The sequence below is a fragment of the Candidatus Legionella polyplacis genome (assembly GCF_002776555.1).
GTDB classification, from domain to species: domain Bacteria; phylum Pseudomonadota; class Gammaproteobacteria; order Legionellales; family Legionellaceae; genus Legionella_E; species Legionella_E polyplacis.
This window is the reverse complement of sequence record NZ_CP021497.1, coordinates 262,684-277,602: the sequence shown is the minus strand read 5'-3', so window position 1 is coordinate 277,602 and position 14,919 is coordinate 262,684. Positions and strand designations below refer to the sequence as shown.

The following is a 14,919-nucleotide window of genomic DNA, read 5'->3' as shown; positions in this document are numbered from 1 at the left end:
AATTTTTTCTATTAATTAAAATTTAATGTTTTATTTATTCTAGTTAAAAATATTTTGTTTAGATAATTATTATGAAATATTTTTTTTTTTTTATAAAGATTTTTTTTAATTTTTTTAAAGTATTTAATTTTATTTGATTGTTTAAATTAATTTCTATTTTTATTGAAAGGCAGTTAATTGTTTTATTTTTAATAAAATAAATTATTGAATATTCTTATGTTAAAAAGATTTTGTTTTTTTTGGTAAAAATGCAAAATTTTTATGTATTTTATGCTTTTAAATTTTTTTAAAGAAATATCTTTTTATGTTAATTGATTTAAAATCATAAATAAGTTATTGAAGTATTTTTTTATATTTTCATATATAATCCATAAAAAATATTATTTTTTTTTTTGAATTTTATTTGTTTCCATAAATTTGTATCAATCATAATAGCAGAATTTGATTCAGTATATAACAATCCATTTTTATATAGGCATTGATGTAATATAGGTGTATTTATAAATTTATTTATATATTTTTTTTTGAATGGTGGATCTAAAAAAATTATATTAAATTGTTTTTTTTTTTTTTTTAGAAAATTTATAGCATTTCCATTAATAATAATGAATTTATTATTTTCAAAAGATAAAGCATTTCTTTTTAAGTTAATAAATATTTTTTTTGAAATTTCTATAAAAGTAATTGTTTTAGCTCCTCTTGAATATGCTTCAAAACCAAGTGAACCACTTCCAGAAAATGCATCAAGACATTTTGATCCTTTAATGTCATGTAGTAACCAATTAAATAGTCTTTCTCTTGCAAAATTAAGAGTTGGTCTTAGTTTTTTGATATTTGGGAAATTTATTATTTTTCCTTTATATTTTCCACCAATAATTTTAATATTTGGCATTTTTATATATAGTTTTTAAAAAAACATAAGATAATATTCAGTTATTTTTTTTATTTTTTATTGAAATAAATATTGTTAATGAATAAGGTTTTAATATTTAAAAATTTTTAAAGACAGTATTTATTCATAATTCTTTATTACGATTTAATCGTTGATTATTTATAGTTTATAAGATATGCTACAATCAATTATTATATACGTTTTTTTTTAATATTTTATTTTTATATTATAGTATATTTATGTAATAAGTGTATTTTTATAGTTGAAATTTATTAATATCTTAATAAAGAAGGAAATTTTAGTAAATTTTATCATTATTTTAGTGATTATAAATATATTGGCATGTAAAGTTACAGTATGAATTTATTTGAGAAATTAAAATCCAGTCTAGATAAAACAAAAAATTATTTTAAGAAGAATCTTTTAAATTTGTTTAAAAGAGATAATGATAATTATGTTTCTATTGAAGAATTGGAAGAGTTATTAGTAAGATCTGATGTAGGATTAAGTTTATCAAAAGTTATGCTAAATGATATTAAATTAAATTTACATAAAGACAGTTTTAATGATTATGACGAAATAATATTTAGATTATCTAGTTATATGGAGTCATTTTTAAAAAGAAATGAGAAGTTGTTTTGTAATTTTGATATATGCAATAGAAGTCCATTTACTGTATTAGTAGTTGGAGTTAATGGAGTTGGTAAGACGACAGTTATAGGAAAGCTTAGTAAATATTACAAAATGTTAGGTAAAAATGTTGCATTATGTGCTGGAGATACATTTAGATCTGGAGCTATTGAACAGATAAAATATTTAGCTAATATTAATGATGTTAGGGTTATTTTTGGTAAATATAAATCTGATAGTGCATCTGTTGTTTACAATGCTATGCAAATTTCTAAATCTGAAAAGATTGATATATTATTTATTGATACTTCTGGACGTTTACATACTGAACATAATTTAATGTCAGAATTAAAGAAAATTAAACGTGTGTTGTTTAAACTAGATAATAATTCTCCTAGTGAAGTTTTATTAGTTTTAGATGCTACTTTAGGGCAGAGTACATTAAATCAAGTACGTAAATTTAATGATTTTATTGGTGTAACTGGAATTGTTATGACAAAATTAGATAGTACCTCTAAGGGAGGTATATTATTTAATATTGCAAATGAATTTAATATTCCATTTCGTTATTTAAGTTTTGGTGAAAAAATGGATGACATTTCTCCATTTAATGCTAAATTGTTTGTAAAAAGTTTTTTTGATATTAATAAAAATTTTTAAATAGATTTTTTTACTTTAAAAATATATTAATATTAAAATATATAATTTATAATTAATTTTATTTTTATTTTTAAAATTTTATGATGAAACAAAAGTTAGAATTAACTTCATTGAAGTTCCATTGCGAGACTTATGAAAATTATATTCATTATATTAGTCAAATAAAAATATTAACTGTTGAAGAAGAATATGAGTATGCAAGACGCTTTAAATTAACAGGTGATTTACAAGCTGCTCGATATTTAGTTTTATCTCATTTACGATATGTAGTTCGTGTTGCTAGAGGTTATTTAGGTTATGGATTGCCTTTGAATGATTTAATTCAAGAAGGAAATATAGGTTTGATGAAGGCTGTTAAAAGATTTAATCCAAAATTAGGGGTTAGATTGGTTTCTTTTGCTGTACATTGGATTAAAGCAGAAATTCATGAATTTGTTTTGAAAAATTGGCGTATAGTCAAGGTAGCTACTACTAAAGCTCAGCGTAAATTATTTTTTAATTTGCGTCAAATAAAAAAACGTTTGGGGAATTGGTTTAGTAAAGAAGAAATTGAGATGGTTGCAAATAATTTAGGTGTTCAAAAGGAAGATGTAGTGGTAATGGAACAAAGGTTGTTTAGAGGTAATATAGATGTTTCATATGATTCTACTCTTCCTAATATAGAAAATGAAGATCATATGAAATTGTTTTCGTTAAATTATTTATTTAATATTAGTAATAATGATCCAGCTTATTTAATTGAAAAAGAGGTTAGTAATTTAAAAGATAAAGAGAGATTATTTTTAGCGATAGAAAAACTTGATAATAGGAGTAAAGATATTTTAATGAAGAGGTGGTTAACAAATGATAAGAAATTTACTTTAAATGATTTAGCAAAAAAATATAATGTTTCTGCAGAACGTATTCGTCAATTAGAAAAAAATGCTATGAAAAAGATACGTTTATATATTGAAAAAAATTATTTTTAATTAATTTTTATAAAATTTTTTTATATAAAAAAAATTAATTAATTATTAATAGTTGAAAATAATATTAAGATTTTTATATAAGTAACATTAATATCTTAAAAGATATTATAGATAATATAAATGTAGCTGGCATTGTTATTATCCATGATAATACAATATTAGATACAATGAATAGATTTATTGATTTTTTTCCTTTTTCCATTCCTATTCCAAATATAGATCCTACTAGTGTTTGTGTTACTGATATTGGTAATCCAGTGTTGTTTGCGATTACTACAATAGTAGCGGTAGAGAAAGTAGCGGCAAAAGATTTAATAGAATTTAAAGATGTTATAGAATTTCCTACTGTATTTATTACTTTTTTTCCATATGTTAAGAAACCAGAAATTACTCCTATACATCCTATAATTTTGATTAAATTTAAATTTTGATGATTTATGATATAGTTTTTATGATTATATAAGTGTACTTTTGTTATTAATTTATATATTACAGATAATGGTCCTATAGCTAAAGATATATCATTAGATCCATGTGCAAATATCATAGCACATGCTGTTAGTATCATTAATACTGAAAAATACTTTTCTATTTGTATATGATTCTGTTTTTCATTTAATTGGTTTATATAGATTTTTTTGTTTATAAAAATATAATATATTATTATTGTTATTAAAATTCCAATTAGTAAATTTAATATAGTAAATTTACTAATTGTTAAATGTATATTAAAATGTTTTAGGATTTTAAAAATTATTATAAAAGTTAAGAGTGATATTACTAGAAATAAGTATAAATTAAGTTTGTATTTTATTGATTGAGTCATTTTTTTTTGATAAAGGATATTTTTTTTTATATATAAAAAAATTATATAACTTGTAATTCCAGATAGAAAAGGGGATATTATCCATCCTGTTGTTATATGAATTATTTCTTTCCAATTTACAGAGTATGGTCCTAGTACTATTGTTCCGAATCCTATCATGGAACCAACTAAAGCGTTGGTTATGGATACTGGTAACCCAAAATAACTTGATAGGTTCATCCATATAGTGCAGGATATTAATGAGCTTAACATACCTTTTATAATTATGATAGGGTAGTTGTGTAATTGGTTAATATTAATTATATTATCTCTAATTGTATTTGTTACGTTATTTCCACCTATAAATGCTCCAGTAAATTCAAAAATTATAATTAGAAATGTTATTTGTTGTAAGTTAATAATTTTTGCTCCAATAGTTGTACTCATTATATTTCCTAAGTCATTTGCTCCGATTCCCCATGTCATAAGAAAAAATAATACTGTAGATGAAACAATTAAAATACTTACGTGATCTATACAATGATTGTGAAATGAAAATATTTTTGCAATATCCATAAAGAATAACCTTAGTTGGTTTTTTAAAAGTTTTTACAGATCAATTATACTTTTTATTTATATAGAGAATTTATTCTATATTAAATAGATAATTATATTATATATTTTATAAATTTTATCAAAAGTATGTATAATTTTTTTAGTAATATATTATACTATAATTATTTTTTGTACAAAGATAACTGTAAGTAGTAGCTAGTATGTGAATTAGGTTTTTGACTATCTATATTAGTAATTTTTTAATTAAAAGATTTTTTTATAAAAAATGTTTTTATTTTTAATAAAATTGTAAATAGTATAATTTACTATATTTATTTTTTTAATTTCATATAAAATTTTACAGTTAATGAATAATGTTGTTGGTTATATTTTTAGTTGTTTAATTCCTATTTTTTATTTTACATATTTTGTAATATTTAAAATAGTTACTATTTAAACGTGTAATTGTTTTTTGATTTTTTTAATTAATTTTTATTTTTGATTAAATATTTTTAATTTTAGATTTAATTCTTCTTCTTGACTAGTATTATTAAATAAATCTAATAAGTTTGGTATTTTATTTTTAATATTATGTATTGTATTGTTTATCTTATTCATTAAATGATTTAAGGAATTAAATAATATTTTTCAATATAGCTTAATTGCTTGTTGTTTATGTATGTATTTTTTTGAGTTTTTTTAGGATGAATAGTATTTTTTTTAAGTTTTAATATTATAGTTATGGTTTAGTTGGGTTTTAAAATTTTTTTATATATTGGATTTGATAATAAATTTTTTTATGTATATTATTATCTTGTAATAATAATTTATTTGTTGAAAAATTTAATAGTATTTTATAGAAAATATATTTTTTTTTATATCAACTGGTTTTTATTGGTTTTTTTCCAATTGTTATTCTAGGTTGATTATTTAAGTCATTCCAAGAGTTTATATTAATAAAATTGTGTTTTTTTAAAAATAATTGAATTGGGTATTTTTGATTAAATCCATGTTCTATTAAAAGATATCCTCCTGGTTTTAGTCTTTTTAAACTTTTTTGAATAATTGTATAAATCTTTTGTAATCCGTTTTTTCCTCCAAATAAAGCAATATTTGGTTCAAAATATACTTCATGATTTAAATAGTGTAATTCATTTTTAGAAATATAAGGTGGGTTTGATATAATCAGATCAAAATATTTTGGATAATTAATAGAATCAAACCAGTTGGAAAGAATATATTTTATATTGTTTAAATTCAGTTTAATGCTATTGTATTTTGCAATTTTTAAAGCCTTTTTGCTGCAATCACATGCTGTTATATTCCATTGTGGATTTTCTGATGCTAATGCCAAGGCTATTGCTCCGCTTCCTGTTCCTAAGTCTATAACTGATGCTTTTTTTTTTTAAAGTTTTCAATGCTATTTCTATTAGAAGTTCTGTCTCTGGTCTTGGTATAAAAGTATGTTTAGATATATGTAATGGCATAGACCAAAATTCTTGAATTCCAGTTAGATAGCATAATGGTATATGCTGTGAACGTTTTTTAATTAAGGAAAAAAATATTTGTGTTTGTTGAGTTGTTAAATTTTTATTTAAGTTAAGATAAATATATTTTTTAGTTTTCATTAAAGTGTATGATAATAGTATTATTGCATCTAATATCGAGTTATTTTTTTTTATTCTTTTTACTGCTATTATTAATGCTTCTCTAATTTTCATATATATTTTATAGTAGTTGATTTTTTTTAGTTAAGGTATTTTTGTTTTAATGCTTCAATTACAGGATGTAAATTTCCTTCTAAAATATCATTAAGTGTGTATAATGTTAAATTAATTCTGTGATCTGTGAGTCTTTTTTTTGGGAAATTATAGGTACGTATTCGTTCTGATCTGTCTCCTGTTCCAATGAGAGATTTTCTAGTTTGTGCTTGTTGTTTTTGTTTTTTATTTTTTTTTATATTTAGTAATTTTGCTTTGAGAAGTGCTATGGCTTTAGATTTGTTTTTGTGTTGAGATCTTTCATCTTGACATTCAATAGATATATTACTAGGGATATGAGTAATACGTATTGCCGAATCTGTTTTATTTACATGTTGACCTCCAGCTCCTGATGCTTTAAAAGTATCTATACGCAAATCATTATTATGAATTATTATTTCATCTATATCTACTGCTTCTGGTAAAATAGCAACTGTGCATGCTGAAGTATGTATACGTCCTTGTGATTCTGTTTTTGGTATACGTTGTACTCTATGAACTCCTGATTCAAATTTTAAATTTGAATAGACTTCTTTCCCTTGAATTTTAGCAATTATTTCTTTATACCCACCGCACTCATTATGACTAATATTTATGATATCTAAATTCCATCCTTTAATTTCTGCATATCGATTATACATTCTAAATAAGTTTTTGGAAAATATTGAGGCTTCTTGACCACCAATCCCTGCTCTTATTTCTAAATATACATTTCTGTCGGTTTGTGTATTTTTAATAGGGAAAAGTAGTTCTATTTTTTTTTCAATAGAAAATACTGTTTTTTTAGTTTGTTCTATTTCTTCTTTAGCTAAAATAGAAAGTTCTTTGTCATTATCTTTAGAGATTTCTATTAAATTTTTTATAGTATTTTTTTGATTTTTATATGTATTGTATAATTCTATTATTGGTTTTAATTTTGTAAATTCTTTTAATAATTTTTGTGATTTTTTATAGTTGGTGATAATGGTTGTATCTAGAAATAATTTGTTAATTTGATCAAAGCGTTTTTGTAATTTTTCTAATTTTTTTTGAAGAAAATTTTGCATAGACAGTTATTATGATATTTTATGGATAATTTAGTAGTGAATTTTTAATTTAGATTATTTATTGATAAAGTATATAATACTATATTTAATTTTTATTTTCAAAATATGAAGTTTTGTATTTTTATAAAAGTAGTGTTAAGTTTTTTATTGGTAGTTTTTTATTGATGATAATTAATAATTATATTTTTTTTATTTTGTGATTATTATTTTAAATTATATAGTTTTGTTTTTTAATGTTTTTTATTTATGTTTAAATTATTAAGAAATATAAAGTTGATGTTTTTATATTATTTTCCAAGATTGAGTGTAAGAAAATTTGTTTACATTCAAAGTATAATTAGAGAACGATTATTTTATAGGTTAAATTTTTTTAAAATTAAACCTAAGAGAATTTTGAATTTTGGGTGTAATTCTTTAGAATTATCTACTTTAAGATTATTTAGATTATATCCAGATTCGACATTAATTAATGTTAATTTAAATTTAGATTTTAGTTTAGAAAGTAAATATAAAAGAAGAAAAAAAATAGAATTAGATAAGAAATTTTTACAAATTTCTTGTAGTCCGTTACATCTTCCTTTTAAAGATAATTTTTTTGATCTTGTTTTTATTGAGAAAGTAAGGCTAAGAAATAATTCTCTATATTTATTTATTGAAGAAATATACAGAGTAATGAATTATAAAGGGTGTTTATTATTTTCTATGTTAGGTTTTGATACTTTTAAAGAATTAAAAAAATTATGGTTTGTTGATGATAAATATATGTATATAAAAAATTTTGAAACTATTTTTAGTATTGGTAATTTATTATTATCTAAATCTTTTTTAGATCCAGTTATTGATAGAGAAATATTAAAATTATGTATTCCTAATATAGGATATTTATTAAAATTTTTAAGGAGAAATAAATATGATATTTGTATAGAATTTAATGATTGTTTATTAAAAGATAAAAATTTTAATATGTTTTTAAAACATTTATATAAAAAAACAATATTAAATTATATAAGTTTTTTTACTTATGAGATTTTATATGGTAATGCATGGAAAAAATAATATATGCTTTAAAGTTTAAAATTTTATATTTTAGTGTTGTTTTTTGTTAAAAGATATTTATTTAAATTATGTATGTACTTTTATTATTATTTTTTGGGTAAATAAAAAATTTTTATTTAATTTTAATTAAAGTTGTTTATTTTGTAAGTAAAATTAATTATCGATTAATACATCAATATTTAATTTTATTGATTTATAGATAGTATTTACTATTTTTATAGTAAATAATTTAATTATAAATTAGTTAAAATATTATATATATTTTTAATTTTTATGTTTTTTATTGTGATTTTGAAAATATTTTTTTATACGTTTGTTTAAACGTTTTTTTATTCTAGAAGCTTTATTTTTATGTATTATTTTTTTATTTGATGCTTTATCTATTGCGGATTGTGCTTTTTTATAAGATGGTTTAATATTTTTATTATCTTCTTTTTCTATATTTTGTAAAACACGTTTGATTAGTGTTTTATATTTAGATTTTATTTTATTATTATATTGACGTTTTTTTTTGTTTTGATTAGCACGTTTTATTGATGATTTAATATTAGCCATTATTTTGTAGTTCCAATTTTATATATATATTGTTTAATATCGCTAAATTATTTATTAATGTCAATAAATTTATTAATTTTATGTTAATGTGTATATGGTGTATAGATATTTTATATTTCTAAAAAAGTGTTTAAGTTTTTATTTGAAATTTAAAATGATTTTGTCAAAAAAGCATAATAATTCATTTTATTCTATTATATTAATAGCGATAAATACCTTATTTTCACGGATATTAGGAGTTTTTCGTGATATAGTATTAGCTAATTTATTTGGTGTACAATCTAATATTGATGTATTTTATGTAGTATTTAGAATACTCAATGTTATTAAGTGTTTATTTTCTGAGAATGCTTTTATTCAAATATTGATACCAATATTATTTGAGAATCATAAAGATAATAGTTTTTTTTTAATTAAAGATTTAATTTCTAGAATTATTGGAAGATTAGTGTTAGTTTTTTTTATTGTTTCAGTAATTGGAATATTTGTATCTCCTTTAATAGTATTTATTTTTGCTCCTGGTTTTATAAAAAATAGTGAACATTTTTATTTAGCATCAGAAATGTTAAAAATTATTCTTCCTGTATTGGTATTTATACCACTAACTGCGATGTCTAGTGTTATATTGAATATTTATGGTTTTTTTGGAGTATCTGCAGTTGCTCCTGTTGTAGTTAATATTAGTTTAATTTTGTTTGCATTATATTTATCTCCTTATTTTAAATATCCTGTATTATCTTTATCTTGGGGTGTATTGTTATCCGGTATAATACAATTTTTATTTCAATTATTTTTTTTATATAAAAAAAAATTGTTATTTACAATAAAGATTATCTGGAATGATTTAGAGGTAAATAATATTTTAAAATTGATGATTCCTGGGTTATTTGGAGTATCTATTTTACAAATTAATATTATAATTGATTTATTTTTTTCTTCATTTTTATCTGGAGGTAGTATTGTTTGGTTATATTATACTGATAGATTAATAAATTTTCCTATTGGAGTTTTTGGTGTATCTGTATCTACAGTGATGTTTCCTAGGTTATCTAAAGTTTTTTTTAAAGAAAATAAGGAATTGTTTTTTTATATTTTAGATAAAGGTTTTCGTTTGATATTATTGATTGCAATACCTTCAACTATAGGATTAATATATTATTCTAAGCCATTAATTGCAATTTGTTTTTTTTACGGAAATTTTTCTTTTTATGATTTATTACAGACTCAGAAAAGTTTAATTATATTTAGTTTTGGTATTCCAGCTTTTATGTTAACTAAAGTATTATCTGTTGCATTTTATGCTTCTAGAGATTCTAAAACTCCATTAAAAATAACTGTTTTTTCTACAGTTTTTAATTGTATTTTTTGTTTATTTTTTATAAAAAATTTAACTTATATAATACTTGCATTTATGTCAGTAATATCTGGATATATAAATTTTGGATTTTTGTTATTTTTTTTAGTACGTTTTAAACTTTATTATCCTTTGTATGGATGGAGGAAATTTATTATTCAGTTGATAATGGCTAATTTAGTAGTTATAAGTTATTTATATACTTCATTAAATGATGTTAATACCTTAGTTTACCTAACTCAAACAACTATTTATATGAAGCTGATTACTTTATTTCAACATATTGCTTTAGTAATAATAATTTATTGGTTAGTATTGTATATTGTTGGAATTCGTTTATCTGATTTAGATTTTAGGTTAAAAAAGAATAATTATTTAACAACTAAAGTTTAATTTATTTTTTTTATATAAATTATTATTATTTATAATAATTTTAATTCATTGGTACTTTGTAATGCTATGTTATATAGAAATTGTACTAGTAATGCTACAGGTCTTCCTGTAGATATATTTTTGTTATTTTTGGTTTTCCATGCAGTTCCAGCAATATCTATATGAGCCCAACGGTAATTTTTAGTAAATTTAGATAAAAAACATGCTGCAGTGATTGCTCCTGCATTTCGATCGTTTTTTGGAGAGTTTACCATATCTGCGAGAGAACTTTTTAAATATTTTTTGTATTGTTCATCATCTATTGGTAATCTCCAAATTTTATCATTTATTTCTTCAGAAGCATATATTATTTGTTTTGCGAGTATTTCATCATTTGTCATGAATCCAGAATATACATTTCCAAGTGCAGTTATTATCGCTCCTGTTAGAGTTGCTATATCAATAACTATTTCTGGATTAAAACGTTCGGCATATGTTAAAGTATCGGCTAATATCAATCTTCCTTCTGCATCAGTATTTGTAATTTCAATTGTTTTTCCGGATAAACTTTTAATGATATCTCCTGGTTTCATAGCAGATCCACTTGGCATATTTTCTGCACTTGCAATTAATCCAATTATGTTGATTGGTAAATTAAGATTTGCACAAGCTTTTATTACTCCTAAAACACATGATGCTCCTGTCATATCGTATTTCATTTCATCCATAAAGTTTGCAGGTTTCAGTGATATTCCACCTGAATCAAATGTTATTCCTTTTCCAACTAGTATTATTGGTTTAGTGTTAATCTTTTTAGATCCAGTGTATTTGATTTCAATAAAGCAAGGTTTTTCTGTACTTCCTTTTGATACACAAGTAAGTAATCTCATTCCTATTTTTTCTATTTCTTTTTCTTTTATGATTTTTGTTGTTATTTGTTTGTATGTTTTTTCTAAATTTTTGGATTTGTATCCTATATGATATGGAGTACATTTATTTGATGGCAAATCTGATAAAGTACGTGAGAATTTTATTCCATCTGCTATAGATATACTAATATTTATTATATTAGTTTGTACGTTTTGAAAACACAATCTTATTGTTTTTAGTGATTTTTTGGAATCAGTTTTATTTTTTATTTTAAAATTTATTGCTTCGTAAAAGTAGTTTTCTATTTCTAAAATGGTTTGCTGTATTTGCCAATTTTGGTTTTTATTTTTTATATTTGGTAAATATATAGTTGATGAAGAAAAATTATAATAGGATAAATTAAGGTTAATATTTAATAAGCATTTATTAAATTGATTTTCATTAAATAAATTTTCTTTTCCGCAATTTATTAGCATTAAACTTGTATTTTCTATATTATGTTGCCATATATATTTTGTTTTTTCTTTAATTTTATTTTGTAATGTTGTTATAATATTTGAATTATCTTTATTTATTTTTTTTATAAATTTTGGAAATTCTACATCAGATAGAAGTCCGATAATTAAACATTCACTAGATTTTAATGATGGTTTGTCAATAATTTCATAGTTCATATATATTTATTAGAAAGATAGTATTTTTTATTATTTTATAAATCAGTATTAATTTATGTTAAATTATAGCTGTAATACATTTATAATACAATTATTTGAGAAAAATATTTTATTCTTTTTATTTAATTTTTATATTGACTTAGTAGGTTATTATTTTAAGTAAAAGTTGGATTATTAATAAAACTTATTACAAGTATTTGATTTAAATTAAATATTTTGAAATTTAAAACTATTATTTAAAAAAAATTAATTTTAAGATATTTTATTGCAAAGTATTTAATAAATTATTAGTAATATTAATTGATATTTAATTAAAACAAATTTTATTTATGTTTTGCATTAAATTAATTTATTTTAAATGTTTTTTATACATTATATGAATTTATTTTGTAATGGAATTGAAGTGTTTGAGACAATATATTTTATATTTTGTTATAAAATTTAGGATTTTGGAGGTAAATAATGAAAAAGTATCCTATGACGATAAAAGGATTGGAAGAATTAAAAAATCAATTACATTATTTAAAAACTATTGAGAGACCTAAAATTATTGAATCTTTGATTGAAGCTCGTGCTCATGGAGATTTAAAGGAAAATGCAGAATATCATGCTGCTTGTGAGCAACAAAATTTTAATGAAAAAAAAATTAAAGATATTGAGATAAAATTAATGAATTCTCAAGTAATTGATACTAGTAAATTAATAGATAATGGAAAGGTAGTTTTTGGATCTACTGTTTGTCTTCATAATATGACTATTAATATAACAATGAATTATCAAATTGTTGGAGAAGATGAAGCTAATATTAAATTAAATAAAATTTCTTATATTTCTCCAATTGGGAAATCTTTGTTGGGAAAATCTTTAGGAGATATAGTTTCTGTAAAAGTACCTGATGGTATAGTTCAATATAAAATTTTGAAAATTTTTTATTAGTGAATTATTTTTAAGTTTGTTTCATTATATTTATTTATTTTACAAAAAGTTATATATTAGGTGATTATATATTAGTAAAATTAAAATTTTATTTTTAATTAAGTTTATTTAAATTATTATTATTTTTAGTAAGACAATTTTTTGTTATAAAAAATTGTAAGTAACGATAATATTAATAATTAGTTTTTTTATAAAGAATCTTTTTATAAAAAAGTGTTATTTTGTTATTTATAGTTTAAAATACATTTTAATGAAATAATATAAAGTCTTTATAAAAATTTATTTTTTAATACTAATTTATAGTGATTGGTTTATAGAAATATTTTTAAAAATTAGGAATTTTATGTCTGAGAATAATGAAGAAATTAATTATTTTTTAAATAAAAAATATAAGCATGGTTTTTCAACTTCAATTGAGACAGATTCTTTTGAGCCTTCTTTAAATGAAGATGTTATACGTCGTATTTCTTCTATAAAAAAAGAGCCTGATTTTTTGTTATCATGGAGATTAGATGCTTTTAATTATTGGAAGACATTATCTCATCCTGATTGGGGAAATATCAATTTTCCAAAAATTAATTATCAAAATATTTCTTATTATTCGGCTCCTAAAAAAAAATCATTTTCTAATTTAAAAGAAGTTGATCCTGAATTATTACGTGTTTATAAAAAATTAGGAATTACTTTGAGTGAGCAAAAAATGTTTTCTGGAGTAGCTATAGATGCTATATTTGATAGTGTATCAGTGATTACTACTTTTAAAGATCAATTATCTCGTATTGGTATTATTTTTTGTTCTTTTTCTGAGGCAGTTAAAAATTATCCAGATTTAATTAAGAAGTATTTAGGTTCTGTTGTGCATTATAAAGATAATTTTTATGCTGCTCTTAATTCTGCTGTATTTAGTGATGGATCATTTGTTTATATTCCAAATGGAGTTCGTTGTCCTATGGAGCTTTCAACATATTTTAGGATTAATTCTTTTAATATTGGTCAATTTGAAAGAACATTAATTATTGCGGACAAAAATAGTTATGTTTCTTATTTAGAAGGATGTACTGCTCCTATAAGAGATCATAATCAACTTCATGCTGCTGTTGTTGAATTAGTTGCATTAGATGGCGCTAGGATTAAGTATTCTACAATACAAAATTGGTATCCAGGAAATAAAAATGGACAAGGTGGGATTTATAATTTTGTAACTAAAAGAGGTATGTGTTTTGGAAATAATTCTAAAATATCTTGGACTCAAATTGAGACTGGTTCATTAATAACATGGAAATATCCTAGTGTTATTTTAAAAGGAGATAATTCTATTGGTGAATTTTATTCAATAGCATTATCCAATAATTATCAGCAATTTGATACTGGTACAAAGATGATTCATTTGGGGAAAAGTACTAGATCTACTATTATTTCTAAAAGTATTTGTGCTGGATATTCAAAGAATTCTTATCGTGGATTAGTTAGTATTGATAAGGATTCCATTAATTCACGCAATTATACACAATGTGATTCATTGTTGATAGGTAATCACTGTTCTGCTTATACGTTTCCTTATATTAAGGTAAGAAATTCTAGTTCTATAACTGAACATGAAGCTATGACTACTAAAATTAATGAAGAACAATTGTTTTATTGTCAACAAAGAGGTCTTAGTTTAGAGGATTCTATATCTGTTATAGTAAATGGTTATTGTAAAAAAGTTTTAAAGGAACTACCTATGGAGTTTGCTGTGGAAGCAACAAAATTATTAGGTATTAATTTGGAAGGAGCAATAGGTTAA

Annotated in this window: 14 protein-coding genes; 6 read left to right on the top strand and 8 right to left on the bottom strand. The window is 21.4% G+C overall.

The window, feature by feature from the left end; translation table 11 throughout:
• Positions 1 to 349: 349 nt before the first annotated feature.
• The gene (gene rsmD, locus CCU22_RS01420) at positions 350 to 892 is read right to left on the bottom strand and encodes a 16S rRNA (guanine(966)-N(2))-methyltransferase RsmD (protein ID WP_100114810.1); all 543 of its coding nucleotides are present in this window, start codon (positions 890 to 892) and stop codon (positions 350 to 352) included.
• Positions 893 to 1,249: 357 nt separating this feature from the next.
• On the opposite strand from rsmD, the gene ftsY reads away from it, so the two are divergent.
• Together ftsY and rpoH are read left to right on the top strand one after the other, a co-directional pair.
• A complete protein-coding gene (gene ftsY / locus CCU22_RS01415; RefSeq protein WP_100114809.1) occupies positions 1,250 to 2,182 on the top strand; it encodes a signal recognition particle-docking protein FtsY in 933 nt (310 codons plus the stop codon).
• Between the two features lie 83 nt (positions 2,183 to 2,265).
• Entirely contained in the window at positions 2,266 to 3,150 is an 885-nt protein-coding gene (rpoH, locus tag CCU22_RS01410) for an RNA polymerase sigma factor RpoH (RefSeq protein WP_100114808.1), read from the top strand.
• Positions 3,151 to 3,223: 73 nt separating this feature from the next.
• Here rpoH and CCU22_RS01405 read toward each other — a convergent pair whose 3' ends face one another.
• The 5 genes from CCU22_RS01405 to prfA form a co-directional block, all read right to left on the bottom strand.
• A complete protein-coding gene (locus CCU22_RS01405) occupies positions 3,224 to 4,531 on the bottom strand; it encodes an inorganic phosphate transporter (RefSeq protein ID WP_233485098.1) in 1,308 nt (435 codons plus the stop codon).
• A gap of 471 nt (positions 4,532 to 5,002) precedes the next feature.
• Entirely contained in the window at positions 5,003 to 5,128 is a 126-nt protein-coding gene (locus CCU22_RS02620) for a hypothetical protein (RefSeq protein WP_267889904.1), read from the bottom strand.
• A 262-nt stretch (positions 5,129 to 5,390) separates the two neighbouring features.
• Positions 5,391 to 5,864 carry a HemK family protein methyltransferase gene (locus CCU22_RS01400; RefSeq protein WP_158521315.1) on the bottom strand — a complete coding sequence of 158 codons (474 nt, stop codon included), beginning with the start codon at positions 5,862 to 5,864 and terminating at the stop codon, positions 5,391 to 5,393.
• Positions 5,818 to 6,231 carry a class I SAM-dependent methyltransferase gene (locus CCU22_RS01395; RefSeq protein WP_100114806.1) on the bottom strand — a complete coding sequence of 138 codons (414 nt, stop codon included), beginning with the start codon at positions 6,229 to 6,231 and terminating at the stop codon, positions 5,818 to 5,820. Before CCU22_RS01395 ends, CCU22_RS01400 begins: the two co-directional genes overlap by 47 nt.
• Before the next feature lie 26 nt (positions 6,232 to 6,257).
• The gene (gene prfA, locus CCU22_RS01390) at positions 6,258 to 7,316 is read right to left on the bottom strand and encodes a peptide chain release factor 1 (protein ID WP_100114805.1); all 1,059 of its coding nucleotides are present in this window, start codon (positions 7,314 to 7,316) and stop codon (positions 6,258 to 6,260) included.
• A 246-nt stretch (positions 7,317 to 7,562) separates the two neighbouring features.
• Between prfA and CCU22_RS01385 the strand changes: the two genes are divergently transcribed.
• Entirely contained in the window at positions 7,563 to 8,372 is an 810-nt protein-coding gene (locus CCU22_RS01385; RefSeq protein ID WP_100114804.1) for a methyltransferase domain-containing protein, read from the top strand.
• Between the two features lie 264 nt (positions 8,373 to 8,636).
• Here the strand turns inward: CCU22_RS01385 and rpsT are convergent, their stop codons facing one another.
• Positions 8,637 to 8,927, bottom strand: coding sequence for a 30S ribosomal protein S20 (gene rpsT, locus CCU22_RS01380; RefSeq protein ID WP_100114803.1), 291 nt, complete (start codon positions 8,925 to 8,927; stop codon positions 8,637 to 8,639).
• Between the two features lie 154 nt (positions 8,928 to 9,081).
• Here rpsT and murJ point away from each other — a divergent pair, with 154 nt between their 5' ends.
• Positions 9,082 to 10,674: a murein biosynthesis integral membrane protein MurJ gene (gene murJ, locus CCU22_RS01375; protein ID WP_158521313.1), complete on the top strand. Its 1,593-nt coding sequence runs from the start codon at positions 9,082 to 9,084 to the stop codon at positions 10,672 to 10,674.
• 29 nt (positions 10,675 to 10,703) lie between these two features.
• On the opposite strand, the gene CCU22_RS01370 is transcribed toward murJ, so the two are convergent.
• Complete coding sequence (locus CCU22_RS01370; protein WP_100114801.1) at positions 10,704 to 12,197, bottom strand: leucyl aminopeptidase; 1,494 nt, start codon at positions 12,195 to 12,197, stop codon at positions 10,704 to 10,706.
• A 462-nt stretch (positions 12,198 to 12,659) separates the two neighbouring features.
• Between CCU22_RS01370 and greA the strand changes: the two genes are divergently transcribed.
• Positions 12,660 to 13,133 carry a transcription elongation factor GreA gene (gene greA / locus CCU22_RS01365; protein ID WP_100114800.1) on the top strand — a complete coding sequence of 158 codons (474 nt, stop codon included), beginning with the start codon at positions 12,660 to 12,662 and terminating at the stop codon, positions 13,131 to 13,133.
• A gap of 343 nt (positions 13,134 to 13,476) precedes the next feature.
• Complete coding sequence (gene sufB, locus CCU22_RS01360; protein WP_100114799.1) at positions 13,477 to 14,919, top strand: Fe-S cluster assembly protein SufB; 1,443 nt, start codon at positions 13,477 to 13,479, stop codon at positions 14,917 to 14,919.